Raw genomic sequence first — 21,517 nt, forward strand, 5'->3', positions numbered from 1 at the left:
CGTTCACCTTCCAAAGGTGTATTTATTCAAAATAAATCTCACTGTAATACTCTGTCCCTGTCGGTCCGGGAACGAAGCCCTTCAGGTTGGCCTTTCCGGCCAGCAGCGGTGTGGTATGAACCAGCGGAATCCACGGTGCATCGGCTTTGATCATCTCCTGCGCCTGCTTGTACAGCTCGGAGCGCTTGTCCTGATCCGTCTCCTTCTGGGCACCGGTCAGAAGTGTATGCAATTCTTCATTCACATAAAAGGCACGGTTATTGCCGGGAATAGCATCCTTATCCAGCAGGGTGTACAGGAAGTTGTCCGGGTCGCCGTTGTCGCCGGTCCAGCCAAGCATGAAGATATCGTCCTTCTCCCCGGCCTTGGTGTCATCGAGATAAGTGGCCCATTCCGGGGACTCGATGACGGTCTTGACCCCGATCTTCTCCCATTCTGCTTGAATCGCTTCGGCTACCTTCTTGCCGTCAGGCATATAAGGACGGGATACAGGCATCGCGTACAGGGTCACCGGGTCAGGCAGTCCGTCAGGATAACCCGCTTCGGCCAGCAACGCTTTAGCTTTGTCCAGATCATACTCATAATCCTTCACACTGTCGTTATAGCCCCACAGGGAAGGCGGCATAGGATTGACCGCAGCCTGGGCCTGGCCGGCGAAGAATGCATCGATAATCTCCTGCTTGTTGACTGCATGGCTGAGCGCCTGTCTGACCTTCACATTGTCGAACGGCTTCTTCTTGAAGTTGAAGCCGAGGTACGACACATTGAACGGCGGACGCTCAATCTTGGTCAGCGCACTGTTACTCTCCAGCGTGGACAAGTCATCCGGGCTGAGATCTTCCATCAGATCGATTTCCCCGTTTTGCAGCGCCGTGAAGCGGGCTGAGTTGTCCGGGATCGAGCGCACGATGACCTTGTTCAGCTTGGGAAGCCCTTCTTTCCAGTAGGCGGTATTCTTGTCCAGGGTGATGGAATCATTGCGCTTCCACTCCTTGAACACGAACGGGCCTGTCCCTACCGGCTCATTCTTGAAATTCTCCTTCTTCTCCTTGACCGCAGCAGGACTGGCAATCCCGAAGGTGGTCATGGCGATATTCTGCAGGAACGGCGCCTGCGGCTGGTTCAGTACAAATTGAACCGTTGACTCGTCCACCGCCTTCACTTCCTTGATCACCCGTGAACCGTCCGGACCGAACATGGAGTCATAGTAATCGAAAGAATCACCTTCGAATTTGTATTCACTGGCCGGATCACTCCAGCGCTGGAAATTGAACACGACTGCCTCGGCGTTGAAATCGGTTCCGTCATGAAACTTCACGCCGGGATGCAGCTTGAAGGTGTAGCTCAGCCCGTCCGGCGTTACTTCCCAGCTATCGGCAAGTGAGGCCTGGACTTCAGAGGTACCCGGCTTATACTCGAGCAGCGAATCGAAGACCTGATGCGCAATCTTCAGCGACTCCCCGTCCGTCACAATCGCCGGGTCCAGGGAAGCCGAGTCGCCCCCGCGCCCCAGAATCAGGGTATCCTGCGCTGTCCCGGAGGTCTCAGGTGAGCTTGCCGGAGCATTTGTTGCCGCCGTATTCCCTCCGGTATTTCCCGTGTTGCCTGTGTTGTTCCCTCCGCCGCAGCCGCTGAGCGCGAGCCCCGCGCCAAGCATCAGTACCAATGCGAAATTACCCCATTTGTTCATCTCCAGAAAGCTCCCTTCTTTCATTGAAATATCAAAGTGTTTATATAGAGCGGTGCAGGTAGCACAGCTATAAACCAAGGTTCTTCTGTGTATGGCTCTACGATGCAAGCAGATCAGGAAAGCGGTGTATTGGCTTCTTCATCATAGAGATGGCAGGCTGTGAAGTGTCCGGCTTCTGTCTCTATCAGCGGAGGTCTGATCACCCGGCACCGCTCCATCACGCGCGGACAACGCGTGTTAAACGCACATCCGATTGGCGCATTAGCAGGACTTGGTACCTCCCCCTGCAGAATGATCCGTTCCTTGCGGATATCGGGATCAGGTTCAGGAACCGCAGACAGCAGAGCCTGCGTATAAGGATGCTGCGGCCGGGCATAGAGCTTATGCTTGTCCGTAATTTCGACAATCCGCCCCAGGTACATTACCGCTACCCGGTCGCAGATATGCTTCACCACACTGAGATCATGGGCGATAAATATGTAAGTTAAGCCGAATTCCCGCTGCAAATCCTGCATCAGGTTAATGACCTGGGACTGGATCGATACATCCAGCGCAGAGACAGGCTCATCCGCAATAATCAGCTTCGGATGGAGTGCCAGTGCTCTGGCAATGCCGATCCGTTGGCGTTGTCCGCCGGAGAACTGGTGAGGGTAACGCTGCAGATGCGCCCTGGACAACCCGACTACATCCGCCAGCCGCTCCACCTCTGCCTTGCGCTGCCTGGCATCGCAAGTGCCGTGTACAATCATCGGCTCTTCGAGAATACGCTGCACAGTATGGCGCGGGTCCAGGGAGGAGAACGGGTCCTGGAAGACAATCTGCATCTCCCGGCGCTGCCGCCGCATCTCTTCCGCAGATAGCTTCGTAAGCTCCTGCCCTTCGAACCAGATCTCGCCCGCTGTCGGCTCAATCAGCCGGAGTAGCGCGCGGCCGGTGGTCGATTTGCCGCAGCCGCTCTCCCCTACCAGACCGAAGGTCTCCCCCTTGCTCACCGCGAAGGAGATATCATCTACAGCCTTCACACTGCCTCGTTCCCGGCTGAAGAAGCTCTTGTTCAGCGGATAATACTTCCGGAGTCCCTTGACCTCAAGCAGGCTCTCACTCATACCGCATCCTCCTGTGGACTGTCATGCAGCCAGCATCTGCAGCTGTGCTGCTCCTCTTGCCGTGTCAGCGCCGGAAGGCTCTGCATGCAGAGCTCCATGACCTCCGGGCAGCGCGGTGCGAACCGGCAGCCCTGCATCTCTGTGCTGAGAATCGGCACATTGCCCGGAATGGAGTAGAGACGTTCCTTAGCTTCATCCATCCGGGGGACGGAGGCAATCAGTCCTCTCGTATACGGATGCAGCGGATTTTTGAAAATATCATGCACACTGCCTTCCTCCACCACCTTGCCGGCATACATCACAGCCACACGGTGGCACATCTCGGCTACTACGCCAAGATCATGGGTAATCAGCATAACGGCAGTGCCCTGCTCCTCATTCAACTGGCGGATCAGCTCCAGAATCTGGGCCTGAATGGTGACATCAAGCGCCGTTGTCGGCTCATCGGCAATCAGCAGCTCCGGGCTGCAGGAGATCGACATGGCAATCATGACACGCTGGCGCATGCCTCCCGACAGCTGATGCGGGTACTCATCGATGATCGCTTCCGGCCGGGGAATTCCAACCTTGCGCAGCATACCGACAGCAAGCTCCCTGGCCTCCTTCCTGGAGAGACCACGGTGCAGGCGTACCGTCTCCATAATCTGCTGTCCAACCGTGAATAAGGGATTCAGCGAGGTCATCGGCTCCTGAAAGATCATCGAGACCGAATCCCCCCGGATCTTCCGCATATCCTTCTCCTTCAGCGGAACAATATCGCGTCCCTTCAGCAGGATGCGCCCGTCTACAATTCTCCCTGGAGGGCTTGGGACCAGCTTCAGGATAGACAGGGAGGTGACGCTTTTGCCGCAGCCTGATTCTCCTACGACACCCAGAACTTCGCCCGGATTAATGTAGAGATCGACACCATCCACTGCCGGGACCTCACCCCGGTCGGTAAAAAAGTGGGTATGCAGGTTCTCAATGCTCAGAATCGGCTGGATCAAGTCTCTCCCTCTTTTCTGTTAAAAATTGAACGAAGGTCAAATGCCTAGTCAGGAAAACTATTTAAAAAGTTAGATATATTAACTATTACCTAACACAATAAGTAAAGTAATTTACTTTAAATACATATTACTGTTATTTAATGTATAACTTTACTATGGATGTCCTATCTAGGCAAGGAAAATTTATGCATATAACTAACCCTATGAATTTTGTATGAATATATCAGAGCATAAAAGTGTGGGGAAAATATACCTATCGTTATTTATATAGCGACAGCCACTTCTCCAGCTGATGCTTCAGCACATCCCGGTAGTACAGCGGCTCCATAATCTCAGCCTCTTCCTTGTATTTCATAATCCAATGGACGAAGCCGATGTCCTGCTCCACAGCGACCTTGAAATGCAGGCTGCGGTTCTGGCGGTCCACCCTGCTCGGCTTCACAAACATCTCCTCCTGCTTCAGCCGTTCCATCATCCGCTGCGAGAATTTGACTCTGAATTCAACCTGCAGGCTGTCCTGTTCCAGGGACCACTTCTGCTCCATGAAGGACTGCAGATCGAACTGATCTTTGGAGAACCACCTGTCCAGCGGATTGACACTGGAGAAGCCGTTAATATGAAAGGTGCGGATGATCCCGAAGCGGTGACAGAAACCAATCAGGTGAAAACGATTCTCTAGCGGGACCAGGCAATAGGGATCAATCCGGATACCTTTTTCTTCGTAGGCATTCTCACTATAGTCGGCCTGTATGCTTCTCTGCTTCATTACGGCATCCAGAATGTCGGTCAGAAAGAGGGGCTGGTCTCCCTGAGATCTGCTGCTTTCCGTCCAGTTTGGTCCGGCTTCCTTTTTCGTACGCTCCATTGTTTCTTCCCTTTCTGCCTTTTGCTTATAGTCTGCAGCCATCACTTTCTCGTATGCGTCTTCAAAGCTCGGGGGCAGCAAAGGTTTGATCTCCGCCATAATACTGCGCAACTGTGAAAAAGCCTCTTCTTCCTCTTCTGACCAATCCAAGGGGTACAGCGCGAAATTACCGATAAAAGCATACCCCTTGCCGTGTCCCATATGAGTAATGGGGATATGCATGGCACTGAGCGCATCCATATCCCGATAAATCGTTCTCTCGCTGTTGCCGCATCGTTCCGCCAGCTCACGGGCCAGAATTCCCGGTTTGGCTTGAACTAGCGTAATGATGCGCATCAGCCGGATCAATCGGTCTGTCATATTCAGTTCTCCTTGACTTATGGTAAAATAGACCCATTATTTTTAAATAAACTAGTTATATATATCTATAACCAAGGATGTAATAACCGAGATAAGAAAATATAATAGAACTATTTTACTATGTTACCACATTTAGATATTACGCATTTCTTTATCTGCTCCGCCGAGTGTGATTCTATATTTGAGCCCTATGTATGGGTAATTCCTATTCTATCTACGCAGTTTCCCTGCAATTATCTCATTCCTATCCTGCTGAGCGGCAGATTCTCCGCCTCCAGTCTTTTATACAGCGCTTCCGCTTCTCTGAGCAGCTGCATATCCCCGGAACGGGCAGCCATCAGGAGTAGATGATCGGCCTGCCTGCGAAGAATAACTGCGGGCACCTCCGGCTTGTTCCTCATCCGGGCCTCCTGGGCTTCCGCGATTAGCGCCTCTGTCTGCAACAGCGCCAGATGCTTCTCCACATGGAAGCAGGAGCTGGCTCCCAGCAGGCCGGTATGATGGGAATATTCGATTCCCAGCTTCTTGAGCGGCAGCTCGCGGATACGCTCCACCGTAGGCTGCTTGTATTGCCATTGCAGCCAGAGGGCTTCATGTATACCTGCAGGCATACCCGCCATCATGAATTCCAGGGCGATGTACCTGCGCTGCCCGGAATGGATTTTGCCAAGCTTCAGGAGCAGTGACCTCCCCTCTCCTTCTTCTGCACTACAGCCGTAACATCCTGTTACCTTGACATGACTTTCGAGCCAGACACGCAGCTCAATATCCCGGGCAACCACCTTGCGGCTCTTCTTGCGGGAATCCTCCCCTTGTAGCGCTCCCTTCCACTCCACGAGCAGCACTATTTTCTTGGCACCGCCTGCCAAAATACGCTCCTGGCTCCATGTAAACATCGTCTGAATACTTGCTTGCATATTTCCACCTCTTTCTTAATTTGGGTCTTCTATTAATGTACCAATATTGGCGGACAACTCCTTGTCATGGAATGTATGTTCGGTCCTATAATATCGACAAAAAAAGAGCCAACCTACCCCAAAAGGTGATTGCCTCTTTATGAAAGTCTATTCTTTTGTCAAATTATGACGAACAAAGTTTTACGCATTACATCAATCGGACCCGTCTGCCCGCCTTCTCATGCCGGAAGAACAGCCCAAGGGCCCAGGTTGCACACAGCAATGCGAAGAGGAAGAACAGGAGTGACCACACAGGGGCCGGTAAAATGGTCAATCGGGCCAGATTCGCCGCGTCCCCTGCCCGGGAAGGCGTCACGACGGAAGCATAGACCAGGAATAAGGTCCCCATCACAGACTCCTCCAGGGTCAGGAACGCAAGAAACAGATAATACACCTTGCTGACCTTCGGCCAGAGGAACAGCATCGCAGCATTCAGCAGAATGAAGCCGCTGAGCCAGATCATCCCGAAGCCGCCCCGTACATACAGCACAAGCATAATCAGCGCGACCAGGCTGGTCAGAACAAGCCCCCATTCCCGCTTATCTCTACTATAGAAATAGAAGAGCATCAACGCGAACAGTGATGCCAGAGGATAACCCGCCAGCGACACCAGGATCGCCTTGCCTCCGGCAGCAATCGCCGAATAGGTCACACCGCTGTGATCAGAATACAGCTCAATGCGCAGCACATTGCCGGAGAGCAGCAGAGTCATCAGCGCGTGGCCGAATTCATGGAACATGGTATCCAGATTACGGAATAAGGAGGAGAACGGAATAAACCGGGTCAACAGGGCGGAGCCCGCCAGGAACAACAGTGTTTTGAGCCATCTATTCATTGAATACAGCCCCTTTCCGTTCACAGTATACGTTAATTTGCAGTTACACTCAATATTATGGAAACCATCCCTGCCTTAACGCTGTATTACCTCTTGGTTCTCTCCATAGACACAAAGGGTAATTATGCCTACAGCCGCCCGGGTTGTTCAAACAGCAAGCAGCTATGATAAAATAGGAGGACAATTAGCTCTAACAGGTGGTGATCAGCTTATGAAAAGACGGGTAACAGGAGTGATGCTGAGGCTGCTGGGTTCTTCCCTGCTTATGCTTGGCCTTACTCTCACTTGGCCTGCCCCCGAGGCCAAGGCCAATTATCTGAATGATATATACAATGGAATACAGAGCTTCTCGGAGCTTCCCGGAGAAGTCACCAAGCTGCAGGAGAGTTACCAGAAGACTGCAGAAGAGCTTCAGCAGACGAAGGAGGATCTCGGTGAAGCCAAGGACCAGCTGACGGACAGCCTGCAGCAAATGCAGACGTATCAGTCCCAGAATGCTGCCCTGCAGGAGCAGAACCGCCAGCTCAGCCAGGTCGTGGACGAGCTGAAGAATGACCGCACGGCGAGAGAGAACTACTTCAACCGGATCAAGGTGACGGTCATCTCCGGGATTGCTCTTCTGCTGGGCTACTTCCTGCTGATCCGGGTGCTGCGCTTCACGATGCGGCACCGCTCCAGAAGAAGCGACCGGCTGCGTTAAGGAGGATGAAGAATGAACATTGACATTCAGGATGAAGGCGACAGCGGCAGCGGACAGGCGGTTGCTTTTACCGTTCAGGAGAACGAGGAGGTCCATGTGCTGCATCCGCAGCAGATTATTGCCTACCAGGGCCCTTCGGCGGGACGGGCCGACCGGTTCATGGATGTGAAGGGCATGTACCGCAAGCGCAAGCTGATCCGGGCGGATCTGACCGGCCCTTGCCGGTTCACAGCCGCGCTGCCGCCCGGCTACCGGGTCAAGACCATCCAGCTCGACAGCAAGAGCGATCTGCTCTACGACTTCAGGCATCTCTTCTTCTACAGCAAGGGTGTCACGATGCAGACGAGAGTGCTGAGCATGAAGAACATGCTGATCACCCGGGATATCGTCAAGGTCAAATTCTCCGGCCGCGGCAGCATCGGCATTCTGACGGAGGGCACGGTCTGCGAAGCCGAGCTGCATCCCTTCGATCCGCTGTATGTCGATGCCGGGAGCATTATCGCTTATCCCGAGAATGCCAAGCTTGAGCTGACGGTGTACGGCAACCATCTCGCCAGCCAGCATATGAGCTATCACTGGAAGATGACCGGCCACGGGCCTGTGCTGTTCCAGGCCGGCCGCCAGAGCAGACGCTTCGAGCGCGACAATAATGAAGACGGCATTATCAAGCGCTTCCTGCGGGAGGCGCTGCCCTTCGGCGGTGTATTTATTAAGTAAGCAAAGAGCGCCCGCGTTATACATGCGGGCGCTCTTCTATATGTCTTATGCCGGAGTTACGCCAGGTAAGCGTTCAGCATCCAGGATGTCTTCTCTACACTTGTCCGGATTCCGATCAGCAGATCGGCGGTAGGCTGGTCGCTGACCTCCTCTGCGCTAGTAATGCCCTGCTTCAGCTCTTCAGCTACGGCAGCGAAGTCTTGAACCAGCTGTGCCACCATTTCCTTGGCGCTCTCACCGCCGGCAGCTTCCTTCAGGCTGGAGAGCTTCAGGTACTCTGCCATCGTAGAAGCAGGACGTCCGCCGATCGCGAGCAGCCGCTCAGCCAGCTCATCCACATAACCCGCAGCTTCATTGTACAGCTCTTCGAATTTCTCATGCAGTGTGAAGAATTGGGTTCCGCTGACATACCAGTGGTAGTGATGCAGCTTCACTCCCAGCAACGTCCAGTTCGCGGTCTGACGGTTCAGAACAGCATGCAGTGCAGTGTGGCTGTTAACTTGTGTACTCATTTAAATAACCTCCCGGAATGTGTAATCTACAAACTATTGTATTTAGACTCGTTCTAAATCTATATACAATTTAACATACTTTTTGCCGTATTGCAATCTAATGTCCTGCATCCTTGATGTACTGCACATTCTAGCACTCCTCCGGGAGGCTATCCTATAATTTGAATCACAATTCTGCAAAAGCACATGGATTGACATAAATCACCTGAACCGGAAGAGAAGCTTCCATCCTCCCGTAGGATGTCCCTTATACCGTAGGGATATCCGCCTCTGCCGCCCGCCCCAGGCCGCTGCGGAAGATGGTGCGCATCTCCTCCCGTTTGCTCTTGGGGCTAAGCACATATACCGTATCTCCGGGCTCAATCACCGTGCTGCCATGCGGTGTCACGATGCTCTTGTTCCGTATAATGGCCGTGAACAGAATATCATCCGGCAGGCCGATCTCTGCAATCTGCATGCCGGATATCGCCATCTGCCGGTCGATTCCGATATGATTGAATTCGGAATCGGTCTTCCCTAGCGCAACAAGCTCCATCAAGGATGGCTGGGACGCATGCTCCCGGCCCACCAGCCTCAGCCGCGAGGCCAGGGGTGAAATGGTTGTTCCCTGAATCACTGCCGAGGTCAGGACAACGAAGAATACGACATTGAAGAACAGCCTGCCATGCGGCAGCCCCGCGAGCAGCGGGTAGGTCGCCAGGACAATCGGGACGGCTCCCCGGAGCCCGGCCCAGGAGATCAGTGTCTTTTCACGGAAGGAGAACCGGGACACGAGCAGGCTAAGAAATACGCCGAGCGGCCTTGCCAGGGCCATCAGAATCACTGACAGCAGCAGCCCCTGCCAGGCCACAGCCGCCAGCTCCTGCGGGAAGACCAGCATCCCGAGCAGAATGAACATGGCAATCTGCATCATCCAGGCAAAGCCATGACTGAAATTCATAATGGTACGGTGGTACATCAGCTCGGAATTCCCCAGCACCAGCCCCATGACATAGACGGCAAGCAGTCCACTGCTGTGCACCATAGCCGAGACCCCGTAAGTCAGAACTGCGAAGCCTACCGCCATGACCGGATACAGCCCGGTGGAGTCCAGATTAATCCGGTTAATCAGATACACTGCCAGCTTGCCGAGGATGATCCCGACCAGCAGCCCTACCCCCATCTCCCAGAAGAACGACAGCACCAGGCTCCAGACTGCGGTATCCGGATGCTGTACCCATTCAATCAGCGACACGGTAAGGAATACAGCCATCGGATCATTGCTGCCGGATTCGGCTTCAAGCGTCGAGGTCAGCCGTTTGTCGATATTTTTGCCGCCCAGCACGGAGAATACCGCCGCCGCATCTGTGGAGCCGACAATGGCCCCGAACAGGAAGCTCTCCGCCCAGGGCACCCCGAGTATAAATTTGGCAAAAAAACCAACGATCACCGCAGTCAGCAGCACTCCGAGTGTAGCCAGCGACAACGCCGGCTTCAGAATCGGGCGAATATCCTTCATGCTCGTCTGCATCCCGCCCTCAAACAGAATCACCACCAGGGCAAAAATGCCGGCAATCTGCGTGAGCGAAGCATTGTTGAAATAAATAAAATGGCTGAGCACCATGCCGGCTGCAATAAACAGGACCAGGGCAGGCATGCCAAAACGGGTGGAGAATTTGGTGGAGAGCACGGCGATCAGCAGCAAAGCCGCCAGCAGCAGGATGATTTGATCTGCAAGATGAGTCATGAACCGGTTCACACCTTTCCCGGGAACGAGTATTCGCCTTAGCCCCATGTATTTTATAGTATGTGTATGATTCGTTAGATAGAAAAAAACCCCGGTGGGCTGAATTCCACGGAGGTTATTATGCCGTCCTTCATTCTCTTGAATACACCTGCAGCTCCTGAATGGACCAGTAGTTGCCGCCGGAGCCTGTCTGGGTAATCTTGATATGCCGGGTCTTGACCGGAGCAAACGTAATCTTGGTCTTCTCCAGCTGGCCTTTGCCCGCTGCGACCTGTCTCCAGCTCTTGGCATCCTCCGATACGTGGACAGTGTAGCCGCGCGGATAATCATATGGCGATAAAGGGTAATCCATATCTATAGCTTCTACCGTATGTTCTGCGCCCAGATCAATCTGGAAGTACTCCCCCGAAGCCTGATGCTTGACCGTATCCCAGCGGGTCCGCCGGTCTCCGTCAATGGCACCTGCCGGATTGGAAGCCTCCTTACTCACACTGGACGTCACCTTCCAGCCTGCCCGGTCCAGCGGGACAAGTCCGGTTGCTGTAATCTGTGTCTTCTCTGATATCACACCAGAGCCGGACACTCTTACAGCATAAGTATAAAGTGTGCCTTCCTTCAGCTTGCTGTCGTTGTACTCCGTTCCCTTCACTGCTGTAGCGATGACCTTCAGCTTCTCGTCCGGGCCGTCCGCCCGGAGCACTTCATAGCTTGCTCCGGGGGCTTCCAGCCAGTTCAGATGCATCGATAATCCCTTGACAGCAGTCGCCTTCAGGCCCTGAGGCGCCGTATCCGCCACCTCGGAGGAAGGCTCCAGAATGTACTGCACGCCTTCTCCCGGAGCCAGCGTCTCCGTGAATTCCAGCTCCGGCGAAGCTGCTCTGCCGGTTACATAGCTGCGGGCCTCCTCATAAGTATCGCCCTTGCCGAACCGTTCTCCTTCGTACTCCGTTTTCTTCGGCATAGTGACCTTGACCTTAACGGTCTGCTCCGTCTTCTCGAAATTGACGAAGTTCACCAGCACCTTGTTGGATGTCGCCTTGCTGCCCGCCAGCGGCTCAAGCGTGGAGGTGTCCACTGCTCTTACGTAGACCAGCTTATCCTTCAGCTCCTCCTTATTGCTGATCTGGTAGGTCAGCGGAGCGCCGTGTGTAGCATAAGCCAGATCCAGCCTGCGCATGATACTGACGCGGGATTCTTCGCCTTCCTTGGTGTAGTAGATCTCTGTAGCCGCCGGATCATGATCCTCCAGATTGAAGCCGTATTTGAACAGGCTGAAATTCTTAAAGAAGGCGGCATGCTGCACGAACATCTCGGCATAGCCGATATGTGCCCGCATAATCCGGTCGAACACCGCTGAAGTCCGCTCCTTGGCCCCATATTGATACGCGTCCACATGGGAGTCCGAGGTGCCGAACTCGGTGGCGAGCATTTTTTTGCTAAGGCCGTCTAGCGAGCCCCCGAAGGTCTTCAGGTTCTCCGTGAAGCTCCCGCCCTGTCCGAAAATATAGGAATCCCCATAAGAATGGCCATTCGTCAGATCCGTTACCGCTTCAAGCTCATCGCGCTGCTTCGGATCGCGTTCCCAGCCGTCGGGGTCTCCGCACTGCTTCACCGGCCCCTTCTGATTGCCGCACGAGTCTTCGCTGTAGCCCGGCCAGTAGGCCCATCCGGGTGCAACCGTCTGCAGATGCGGTGCGATCGTCTTACCCTTGCTGTTCAGCCACCCGGCTATGGCCAGATTGACCGCTTTGGAACGGTTGAACAGACCCGGTTCGTTATCCACCTCGTAATACTGGAAGTACGGGCTGTACTTCTGGAAATATTCCGTCAGCTTCTTCTCGGCATCCTCGGGCAGCGATCCGTCCGCCTTCAGCTTGATATCGCCTGTGTACAGATAGAGCGCTACGGCCTGCATATTGTAATCCTTCAGAACCTTGTAATACTCCTCCATATTCTCACACGAGCGGCCCACATCGCTGGCACAGCTGGTCCGCATGATATTGCCGCTATAGGCTACGCCCAGCCACTTCATAATATAGGGCAGATGCGTAACCGCCCCCTCGTCAAAATAAAACTGCTTGTTATTCACCACCGTCCCCGTCAGCGTATAGCTGCCGTGAATCGGCTCCTTAATCGGAGACTTCAGCGCCTCCAGACTCAGATTATCCCAGGTCCACCAGTTGTACTTATCCTCAGCCTCTGAGGAATAGATTCCCCTGGCCGTCCGCAGCGCCAGCTCGTTGGTGCCGCTGATGAGCTGCTCTTTGGGAATGTACAGCTCATAGGTTTTGCGGAAGTCGTATTTGCTGCCTGTTCCGGCAATCCCGGCGATCTGAATAATGCCTGAGAGCTGACGGTTGGAGAACACGCTCATCTGGGGAACGGATTTGTAAGCATCGATAATGCTCACGCGAAATAAGACCCCGTGCTCCGGGATCTTATCCAGCTCATACTGAATCCGCAGCTCCGGGTTGGTCTCCCCGTGCAGGCCGGAGGGCAGTGACTTCAGCTCTGCCGACCTGGCAGTGGTTGAGGCTATGCTGAGCGACTTCTTCACCCCGCTTGACCCTGCCGCCTTGAACTCACCGGCAGAGCCGTCATGCTTGCCAAGCTTCCATAGAACAGTTCCTTCCGGCATCTCAGGACCGGCATCCTTGGCCGCCGACAATGAAGACAGATCCACATCTGCTTCACCGTCCCTGGTCCCGTAATCTCCGAAGACAGAGACGGACAACAGAATCAAGATGATCAGTGCTGCAAATTTTAGTAGCCTGTGGAGATATTTACTGGGTTTCTTTTGAACTCTAGTCCTCATTCCCTTGTCCTCGCTTTCTTCCGGAATTCTGTGCTGCACCGGGCTAACGTCACGCTTCTTCCTCTGCGCGGCTTCCTTAAGGAAGCGTCAGCGCACTCTGGGGAATAATCATCTGCTTCTGGCTCTGGCTTCTCCACATCAGACTGACGCTGGCATCCCCGCGGTTCTCGTAATACTCTACCTTGATAGCATAGGGGGTACCCGCAGAGAGCGTGATGCTGCCCTCCTTGCTCGCACTGCTCTGGTTCTTCCAGCTGTCGATCAGGAGCTTGCCGCCGATCCATACGCGGATGCCGTCATCCGAAGAAGCGGTGAACGTATACTTTTCACTGTAGAGAGGCTTAAGGGTCCCGGTCCAGCGTACCGAGAATGAATCCTTGGGAAGGCCGGATGCCGGTGAATTCCCATGCCAGTTGAACTGAATGGTACTGTCGTTACGGGTAAGCAGCGGTGTGCCGGACAGGTCCATATTGCCATAATACTGGCCTCTCAGGCCGTTCCTTGAGCTTACAGCCGCCGCATGGGTTTTGGCACCCGCTGCGAGCTTGTAATCCTCCCGCGAGACCGTATATTTATGGTTCATGAAGCTTTGAATTTTCACGGTCGGGTTATTCTCCACCAGCATCTTGCCCCATGTCATCGTATATACCCATTTGCTTTGTTTTTGAGACATGATGACAGGGTCTGGCAGCTCTCCGCTCTCCCCGATGCCTATCGGTTTGCCGTCCGCAAGCTTCAGGAGGCTGTCATAATAAGACTGCTTGAAATCATTGTCATAAATGTCGGCGGCCAGAATATCCACCTTGGCGGTGCCGGGAAAATAGGCGGCATACGGCTCAGACGACTTGTTGGGGGCATTCGGATTCCACACCCACAGCAGATTGTTCAGCTTATGCGTATTCACCATGCGGTCATAGACCAGGTCCCAGAGCTTCACAAAGTCATCCTTCTGCCCCCACCAGAACCAGCCGCCGTTCATCTCATGATAGGGCCGCCATAACACCGGAACTCCGGCATCCCGCAGCTCACCCAGATACTCGGCCACTTCATCCAGCTCGGCAATCAGAGCCTTATACTGCGGCGTTCCGGGAGTGACGTACTGCTTGAATTGATTCTGGCTAAGCGGCTTCTGCACATTGGTCCATACCGGCGCAGTTCCCGGCAGATTCTGATGGAAGGTCATGGCGACAATGCCGCCGCCCTTATGCCACCGGATGGCGCTGTCCACGACAGCCTGACGCTGCTTGGCAATGGTCGCCTTGGACTGGTTACCTATGGCTCCCAGCTCATAGCCATGCAGAACGGCATAGCGGCCGGTTGTGGTGCGGAGCTTATTATTGAATTCATCGGGGCTCTCCAGATAATCATGCTGGCCGGATATCATGCCCTTGCCGCTGAGATCGTGGAGATAGCTTAGCAGTGCGGAAGCCTCCTTGGAGGCCGAAGGATTAATGGGCTTAATGGGAGCGGCGGCAGGGGCGGCCAGTGTGGTAACCTTGGCATCTGCCGGAAGACTGCGCCCTTCCCCCCATGGAAGCAATGAAAGGATAAGGATAAGAGGAAAAACAGTTGTAAATAGCCTGTACTTACGGTTAGTGTTCAATGTAATCTCCTTTCTCCAGCCACACCGCTTCGGCAGACCCCGGAGCGGTTACGCTTCCCGGATGGTCGTCTATAGCTTAGTAGCCCTGCTGGTAAGCAGGGCCATTAAGAGTGGCTTGCAGGATTTATAATTGTAACGTCTTAACCAGTAACAGCGCCAATGTTGAACACAGCTGCGGACCTTATGAGCTTACGAAGCGGAAGGGAGAAACAGCGCGCTTGCCGGAATGGTTCCTTTGGCCTGGCTTGGACTCTGCCACATCAGCCGCGCTTTTGCATCCCCTTGATTCTCATAATACTCTACCTGAATATCATACAGCTCGCCTGCGGTCAGGCTGATGCTGCCCATGCGTTCGGTGCCGCTCTGCTTCACCCAGCTGTCAATCACAAGCTCACCGTTCACCCGTACGCGGATACCGTCATCGGAATGGGTATAGATCTGATAAGTCTCCGTGTACAGCGGCTTCATCTTCCCGCTCCAGCGGACAGAGAAGAAGTCTATGCCGAGAGCGGCATCCGGCGAGCCTTGGCGCCAGTTGAAATCAAGCACAGCATCGGTACGCACTACAGCGGGTTCGCCCGATAGCGTCATGTTATTGAAGTATTCCGCGTACAGTCCATTGGCAGCAGGAACTTCTACCGGCAGATCCACCGGTGTTGCTGTAGGAGAAGGAACGGGAGCCGCTGTCGGCGTAGGCACCGGTGTTGGCGTTGGTGTCGGTGCTGGCGTCAGTGTTGGTGTTGGTGCTGGTGTTGGCATTGGTGTCGTTACTGGTGCCGGCGTTGCTGTCTGTGCTGGCGCTACTGTCGCTGCTGGTAACGTTGTCGGTACTGCTGTTGCAGCCGGAGCAGGTATGGATGTGTTGCCTGCTCTGGAGAAAAGCGCACTTGCAGGTACGGTTCCCTTCACCTGGCTGGGGCTCTGCCACATCAGATGGACATTCGCATCGCCTGCATTCTCATAATACTCTACCTTAATATCGTACAGTTGCCCGGCAGTCAAGGCTATGCTTCCTGTGCGGGCAGTTCCGCTCTGCTTGACCCAGCTGTCAATGACTGCTGTGCCGTTCACCCATAAGCGGATACCGTCATCCGATGTAGTATAGAACTGATAGGTCTCGCTGTAAGCCGGCTTAATCTGGCCGGTCCAACGGATCGAGAAGTAGTCCACGCCGAGTGTGGTATTAGGAGTACTCTGACGCCAATTGAAGCTGATTACCTCATCGTTACGCACCATAACCGGTGTCCCCGAGAGCGTCATGTTCTTGAAGTATTCTCCAAGCAACCCGTTCTGGGCAGGCTTGCTCTCCGTATCACCGGAGGTTGGGACCGGCTTCGGAATCGGCGCAACGGTTGGTGCCGGTGTTACGGTTGGCGTTGCTGTCGGTGTTGGCGTTGGCGTCGGTGTTACTATAGGCGTTGGTGTTGCTGTAGGCGCTGGTGTTGCTGTAGGCGTCGGTGTTGCGGTTGGCTTAGGGGCCGCCACTGGAGCAGTCCAGGCCTTATATTGGTCACGGGTCAGTGTGTAGCTGTCATTCATGAAATTCTTGATCGTAGCCGTGCTGTTATTCTCATAGAGCATCTTGCCCCAGTTCATCATGAACACGTAATTCTGCTGGGTCAGCTTCAGCTTCGAGATATTCGGCATTTCACCGTTCTCGCCGATGCCGATCGGTTTGCCGCCAGCCAGGCTGGTCAGATCATCATGATATTTATTCGAGTAGTCGTTATTATATATATCCGCTGCCAGCACATCCACTCTGTCCGCACCCGGATAAGTCCGTGCATAGGGATCAGAGTTGGCATTCGGCGCATTCGGGTTCCATACCCAAATCAGATTATTTAATTGATGAACGTTTACGAAACGGTCATACATAATATTCCACAGAGCTGAGAAATTATCTTTCTTCCCCCACCAGAACCAGCCGCCGTTCATTTCATGGTACGGTCTCCACAGGATGGGAACCTTGGCATCCCGCAGGCTTTTAAGCGAGACGGCTACTTTATCCAGATCGGTGATCAGCGCGTTATACTCCGTGGTGCCGGGGGTTACGTATTTGTTGAACTGTGCCTGGCTGATTGACTTTTGCACATTGGACCATTCGTACTTGGTACCCGGCAGATTCTGGTGGAAGGTCATGGCGACAATGCCGCCCGCTCTGGACCAGTTCGTCGCACTCCAGACAATATTTTTGCGTTGTGCAGCTACTCCGCTCTCACTCTGTCCACCGATTGCTCCAAGCTCATAACCATGCAGTGCGGCGTATTGTCCGCTTGTTCCCTTCAACTTGTTGCTCAGCTCATCCGGACTCTCGAAATAGTCATGCTGCCCTGTAATAATTCCATTTCCCGAGATATCATACAGATTGTTCAGCAGCTTGACCGCCTCGGCTGAGGCATTAGGGTTCACGGGCGCTCCTGTAGAGGAAGCAGCCTTGACAGTGGACGGGGCGATTCCCAGTCCCACGGGTACAGCAGACAATACCACGGCCAGCGACAGCACAGCGCAGAGCAAACGAGACTTACGGTAAGTTTTCACAATATTCTCTTCCTTTCGGTAGCCAGGCTGCCACTCTTGCGAAGGCCCTATAGCTTTGCGTCCCTATCTTTCGATTAGGTTTGCCATTGTCGTTTTGGAAGGATCAATCCCTCTTACCGTAAGTATCGTCGATATGCAAATTTAATGTAGAGTAAAAACAAAATTTGTCTAAAAAATAGTTCTCAATACCTGATTTAAAATTGTAACAATTGGTTAAATAGATAAGTTAGACCTAAGAAATGAACTGATGTAGAGCGATATCCTCCCAGTCCAGAGTAATACGGATATTGTCTTCCTCTACCAGCTCAGACCCCGTCTGCACCTCAATGAACTCCACATCGGTAAGAGCAAGAATGGCATGCTTGGTCCCTTCCGGTATCCGTACCACATCTCCCGCCTTCACCGTATGCATCTTCTCATTGATGACAATGCTGGCTTCCCCGCTGACGAAGGTCCAGATTTCACTGCGTTTGTGATGCAGCTGATAGCTGATATTTTTGCCCTCATTGATGAAAATCCGCTTGGTCAGCACCTCGTTGCCTTCATCATATTTCACATAATCGATCACCTTGTAGTGTCCCCAGCGGCGTTCCTCGTACATCGGTCTTTGTTCAAAAGTCTTCAGCACTTCCTTGATCCGCGGACTCTCGGCCTTGTGTGTCACCAGAATGCCGTCCGGGCTGGCGGCGATAATCAGATCCTTCGCCCCGATGACCGTAATTGGAATATCCAGCTCGTTAATGAGGCAGGTGCCTTCGGAGTCAGCGGTGATGAAGCCTTTGCCGACATGGTTGCTGGTCATTTCCTCGGTCAGGGTGTTCCAGGTACCCAGGTCCTTCCAGAATCCGGCGTACGGCTGCACGACGATGTTCTCTTCTTTCTCTACCACTTCGTAATCGAAGCTGATGGAGGACAGCAGCTTATACTGCTTCTGCAGCTCCTCGTAATTCAGCGGCAGCCCTTTGCGCTGCAGGATATCCAGCAGGTAGCCCAGACGGAAGGCGAATACTCCGCAGTTCCAGAGCGCTCCCCGGCTGATTAGCTCCTCGGCCTGCACACGGTCAGGCTTCTCCTGGAAGTGGCTCACTTGCAGGTAACCATTCGCTCCCGCATCTGCGCCCGTTGGAATGATGTAGCCGTATTTCTCCGAAGCATGCTCGGGAACTACGCCCATCAGCGCCAGGTTCGCCCCGCTCACCAGCATGGTGTTCTCCAGTTGCAGCACCGTTTCGAAAAAGGAGGATTCCACGTATGGGTCCACCGGCAGAATCGCCACGGTCTCGCTTGGGGACACCCCCGCGATGGAATACAGGTAGGCCGCCGTCAGCGCAATAGCCGGGAAGGTATCCCGCCGCTCCGGCTCCACGATGATCGGCACCCCGCTGCCGAGCTGGCTCTGGATCATCTCCACCTGGCTGCGTCCGGTCGCCAGATAAGAGGACCCGGCCATGCCGTTCTCCTCCAGCTGTCTCCATACCCGTTGTACCATTGATTCCGGTTCACCTGCCGGACTTGCCAGTACCTTCAGAAATTGCTTGGAGCGTGAATCATTGGACAACGGCCAGAGCCGCTTGCCGGAGCCGCCTGATAGAAGTACTAGTTTCATAGTGAACCCTCCATATCGTATTGTTATTGGGTATTTCTTGTTGCTGGAATTGTAATTTAAAATCCCGCCTGTTATGAGGGTCGCTGCAAGGAATTTTGGGCTTACGGCCGCTGTTGTATTTGGATTTTTTGATTAAAACCGCTTCTCGCGGTAGAAATCCAAATACAAAGGCGGACGCTAACGCTCCTACAGCTCCAAAATTCCCCTCCGCTCCATTTCATAACAGGCTTGTGATTTTATATCCGCTTCGCCCGCAGGCGAAGCTCCCGGCTAAAGATCCGATCTTGCCGCTTGTTGTAGCGGCAAGGGGGCCGGGGCTGCCGCGCTATACTTGCAGCAGCAGCAGTTGAAATCCTGGTTGCCGGCAGCCTGCCTTCACGACAGTGAATCCCTGGTTGCCGCCTAGCTGTTCCAGCGGAGAAAGATTCAAAAGCTCAAAGACTCTTAAGTCCCGCTTGTTCCAAGGCGTCGCCGCTGAGTTAGCGGCTGGAATGAACAAGAGTATAGGACAACAAAATCCAAGATAATAGAATTCAAGACATTGGAATTCAAGACCAAGATTCAAGACCGGAATCCAAGACTCTTGTGCCAAGGGCTTGCGCACAAGTTCGCGGCGGCAAAGCTAGTTAGTTAAGTACTAGGCACTAGTGCTGCTCAGTTGCTCCATTTGGCTCGTATCCGGGAAATCAGGGGTACTTATGCTCTTCATTTGCTCGTTCAGCTAACATTCCCGGGATTCAGGTGCACTTGTGCTCTTCATTTGCTCGTTCAGCCATCTTTCCCGGGATTCAGGTGCACTTGTGCTCTTCATTTACTCATTTAGCCATCTTTCCCGGGATTCAGGTGCATTTGTGCTCTTCATTTGCTCGTTCAGCTAACATTCCCGGGATTCAGGTGCACTTGTGCTCTTCATTTCCGCTTCCAGCCCACTTTCAGCGCATTTAATGGGATTTATCCCTCTCATTCCGCCGTTCAGCCCACTTTCAGCGCATTCAATGGGATTTATCCCTCTCATTTCGCCGTCCAGCCCGCTTTCGGCGCATTCAAGGGGATTTATCCCTCTCATTCCGCCGTCCAGCCCGCTTTCGGCGCATTTAATGGGATTTATCCCTCTCATTCGCCGTGCGGACCACTGCCGGCGCACTCCGCCAGAGAGATTAGACCGCGCCAGCCACGCTGGCGGAGAATCCGCTAAGCCCGCCCATCTGCGGGCGGCCGACGGAGATGTACTCGAGGCCGGTGCCCTCGATTTGCTCTTTGGTGTAGACATTGCGGCCGTCGATCAGCACCTGGCGGCGCATGGTTCCGGCAAGCTGGTGCAGGTTGATCTCCTTGAACTGGCTCCAGTCGGTCAGCAGGCAGACAGCATCGCTGCCTTCGGCTGCCTCTTCGGCCAGTCCGCACCAGCGGAGTTGCGGGTGATCGTACTCGCGCCGGAAATTCTCGGCAGCGATGGGATCGTACAGCTTCACGATGGCGCCCTCGGCGACCAGCGCCTCGACGATCTCACGGGCCGGGGCTTCGCGGACATCATCGGTATTGGGCTTGAAGGCAAGCCCCCAGATGCCAATGACCGCGCCGCGAAGGCTGCCGAGCGATTCATGGAGCTTGGAGATAATCATGAAGCGCTGGCCTTTATTGACTTCAACGACGGATTTGAGCAACTTGAACTCATAATCCACATTCCCGGCAATCTGGATCAGCGCATTGGTATCCTTCGGGAAGCAGGAGCCGCCATAGCCGATACCTGCCTGCAGGAAGGTCGCACCGATTCTCTGGTCCATCCCCATGCCGCCTGCGACTTCGGTGACATCCGCTCCTACCTTTTCGCAAATGTTGGCAATCTCATTAATGAACGAGATCTTCGTCGCCAGAAAAGCATTCGAAGCATATTTGATCATCTCTGCGCTGCGGATATCCGTGACGAATACATTCTCTGTGAAGCCCTTATGCAGCTCACGCATGGTCGGCTCAAGCGCCTGATTATCCAGTCCGATTACGATCCGGTCGGGATGAAGCGTGTCGCGGATGGCAGAGCCTTCACGGAGGAATTCAGGCGCAGAGACGATATCGAAGGGATGATTCGTGAGGGAGGAGATCAGCTGGCGGATGCGCTCATTGGTTCCAACAGGGACGGTCGACTTGGTCATAATGATCTTATAGCCCTCCATCGCCTGCGCAATCTCGGCAGCCGCTCCTTCGATATATCTCAGGTCGGCTTCGCCGCCCGGCAGAGAAGGTGTACCCACGGCAAGAATGACGATATCGGAGCGGCGGACCGACTCCTGAAGATCGGACGAGAAGCTCAGCCGCCCCTCGCGCAGATTCATTTCGATCAGGGCTTCAATGCCCGGCTCATAGATAGGGGATTCCATCCGGTTCAGCTTTTCGATCTTCTGTTCATCCTTATCCACACAGATGACATGATTTCCATTTAGGGTAAAGCATACGCCTGATACAAGTCCTACATAGCCGGTACCAATCACTGCGAGTTTCATACTT

General features: G+C 53.8%; 15 protein-coding genes and 1 riboswitch. Of the genes, 2 read left to right on the forward strand and 13 right to left on the reverse strand.

Translation table 11 applies throughout. From position 1 onward, the window contains the following. Positions 1-22: 22 nt before the first annotated feature. The 6 genes from NSS64_RS23540 to NSS64_RS23565 form a co-directional block, all read right to left on the reverse strand. Positions 23-1,690: an ABC transporter substrate-binding protein gene (locus NSS64_RS23540; protein WP_341141715.1), complete on the reverse strand. Its 1,668-nt coding sequence runs from the start codon at positions 1,688-1,690 to the stop codon at positions 23-25. 113 nt (positions 1,691-1,803) lie between these two features. Beyond that, positions 1,804-2,796, reverse strand: coding sequence for an ABC transporter ATP-binding protein (locus NSS64_RS23545; protein WP_341141716.1), 993 nt, complete (start codon positions 2,794-2,796; stop codon positions 1,804-1,806). Next, positions 2,793-3,782, reverse strand: a complete 990-nt coding sequence (locus NSS64_RS23550) for an ABC transporter ATP-binding protein (RefSeq protein WP_341141717.1) — start codon at positions 3,780-3,782, stop codon at positions 2,793-2,795. The genes NSS64_RS23545 and NSS64_RS23550 overlap by 4 nt, the downstream gene beginning before the upstream one ends. Before the next feature lie 259 nt (positions 3,783-4,041). Next, a complete protein-coding gene (locus NSS64_RS23555) occupies positions 4,042-5,007 on the reverse strand; it encodes a helix-turn-helix transcriptional regulator (RefSeq protein ID WP_340943821.1) in 966 nt (321 codons plus the stop codon). A gap of 233 nt (positions 5,008-5,240) precedes the next feature. After that, a complete protein-coding gene (locus NSS64_RS23560) occupies positions 5,241-5,924 on the reverse strand; it encodes a hypothetical protein (protein WP_341141718.1) in 684 nt (227 codons plus the stop codon). Positions 5,925-6,111: 187 nt separating this feature from the next. Beyond that, positions 6,112-6,798, reverse strand: coding sequence for a M50 family metallopeptidase (locus NSS64_RS23565; protein WP_341141719.1), 687 nt, complete (start codon positions 6,796-6,798; stop codon positions 6,112-6,114). 211 nt (positions 6,799-7,009) lie between these two features. Between NSS64_RS23565 and NSS64_RS23570 the strand changes: the two genes are divergently transcribed. Together NSS64_RS23570 and NSS64_RS23575 are read left to right on the forward strand one after the other, a co-directional pair. Beyond that, positions 7,010-7,498 carry a hypothetical protein gene (locus tag NSS64_RS23570; protein ID WP_340943824.1) on the forward strand — a complete coding sequence of 163 codons (489 nt, stop codon included), beginning with the start codon at positions 7,010-7,012 and terminating at the stop codon, positions 7,496-7,498. Positions 7,499-7,510: 12 nt separating this feature from the next. Then, positions 7,511-8,215, forward strand: coding sequence for an AIM24 family protein (locus NSS64_RS23575; protein ID WP_036723116.1), 705 nt, complete (start codon positions 7,511-7,513; stop codon positions 8,213-8,215). 56 nt (positions 8,216-8,271) lie between these two features. Here NSS64_RS23575 and NSS64_RS23580 read toward each other — a convergent pair whose 3' ends face one another. The 7 genes from NSS64_RS23580 to NSS64_RS23610 form a co-directional block, all read right to left on the reverse strand. Continuing rightward, the gene (locus tag NSS64_RS23580) at positions 8,272-8,727 is read right to left on the reverse strand and encodes a Dps family protein (protein WP_340943825.1); all 456 of its coding nucleotides are present in this window, start codon (positions 8,725-8,727) and stop codon (positions 8,272-8,274) included. A gap of 247 nt (positions 8,728-8,974) precedes the next feature. Next, entirely contained in the window at positions 8,975-10,453 is a 1,479-nt protein-coding gene (locus tag NSS64_RS23585) for a potassium/proton antiporter (RefSeq protein ID WP_341141720.1), read from the reverse strand. Between the two features lie 130 nt (positions 10,454-10,583). After that, a complete protein-coding gene (locus NSS64_RS23590; RefSeq protein ID WP_445667809.1) occupies positions 10,584-13,268 on the reverse strand; it encodes a discoidin domain-containing protein in 2,685 nt (894 codons plus the stop codon). A gap of 76 nt (positions 13,269-13,344) precedes the next feature. After that, positions 13,345-14,871, reverse strand: a complete 1,527-nt coding sequence (locus tag NSS64_RS23595) for a glycosyl hydrolase (RefSeq protein ID WP_341141721.1) — start codon at positions 14,869-14,871, stop codon at positions 13,345-13,347. Positions 14,872-15,060: 189 nt separating this feature from the next. Continuing rightward, on the reverse strand, positions 15,061-17,409 hold the full coding sequence (locus tag NSS64_RS23600; RefSeq protein ID WP_341141722.1) for a PA14 domain-containing protein: 2,349 nt from the start codon (positions 17,407-17,409) through the stop codon (positions 15,061-15,063). A gap of 14 nt (positions 17,410-17,423) precedes the next feature. Continuing rightward, positions 17,424-17,504: riboswitch (cyclic di-GMP riboswitch) on the reverse strand. A 137-nt stretch (positions 17,505-17,641) separates the two neighbouring features. After that, entirely contained in the window at positions 17,642-19,015 is a 1,374-nt protein-coding gene (locus tag NSS64_RS23605; RefSeq protein WP_036723110.1) for a sugar phosphate nucleotidyltransferase, read from the reverse strand. Positions 19,016-20,172: 1,157 nt separating this feature from the next. Then, positions 20,173-21,513 carry a UDP-glucose dehydrogenase family protein gene (locus tag NSS64_RS23610; protein ID WP_076078992.1) on the reverse strand — a complete coding sequence of 447 codons (1,341 nt, stop codon included), beginning with the start codon at positions 21,511-21,513 and terminating at the stop codon, positions 20,173-20,175. Positions 21,514-21,517: the final 4 nt, after the last annotated feature.

This window comes from Paenibacillus sp. FSL H8-0122, assembly GCF_038005345.1.
Lineage (GTDB): Bacteria > Bacillota > Bacilli > Paenibacillales > Paenibacillaceae > Paenibacillus_AQ.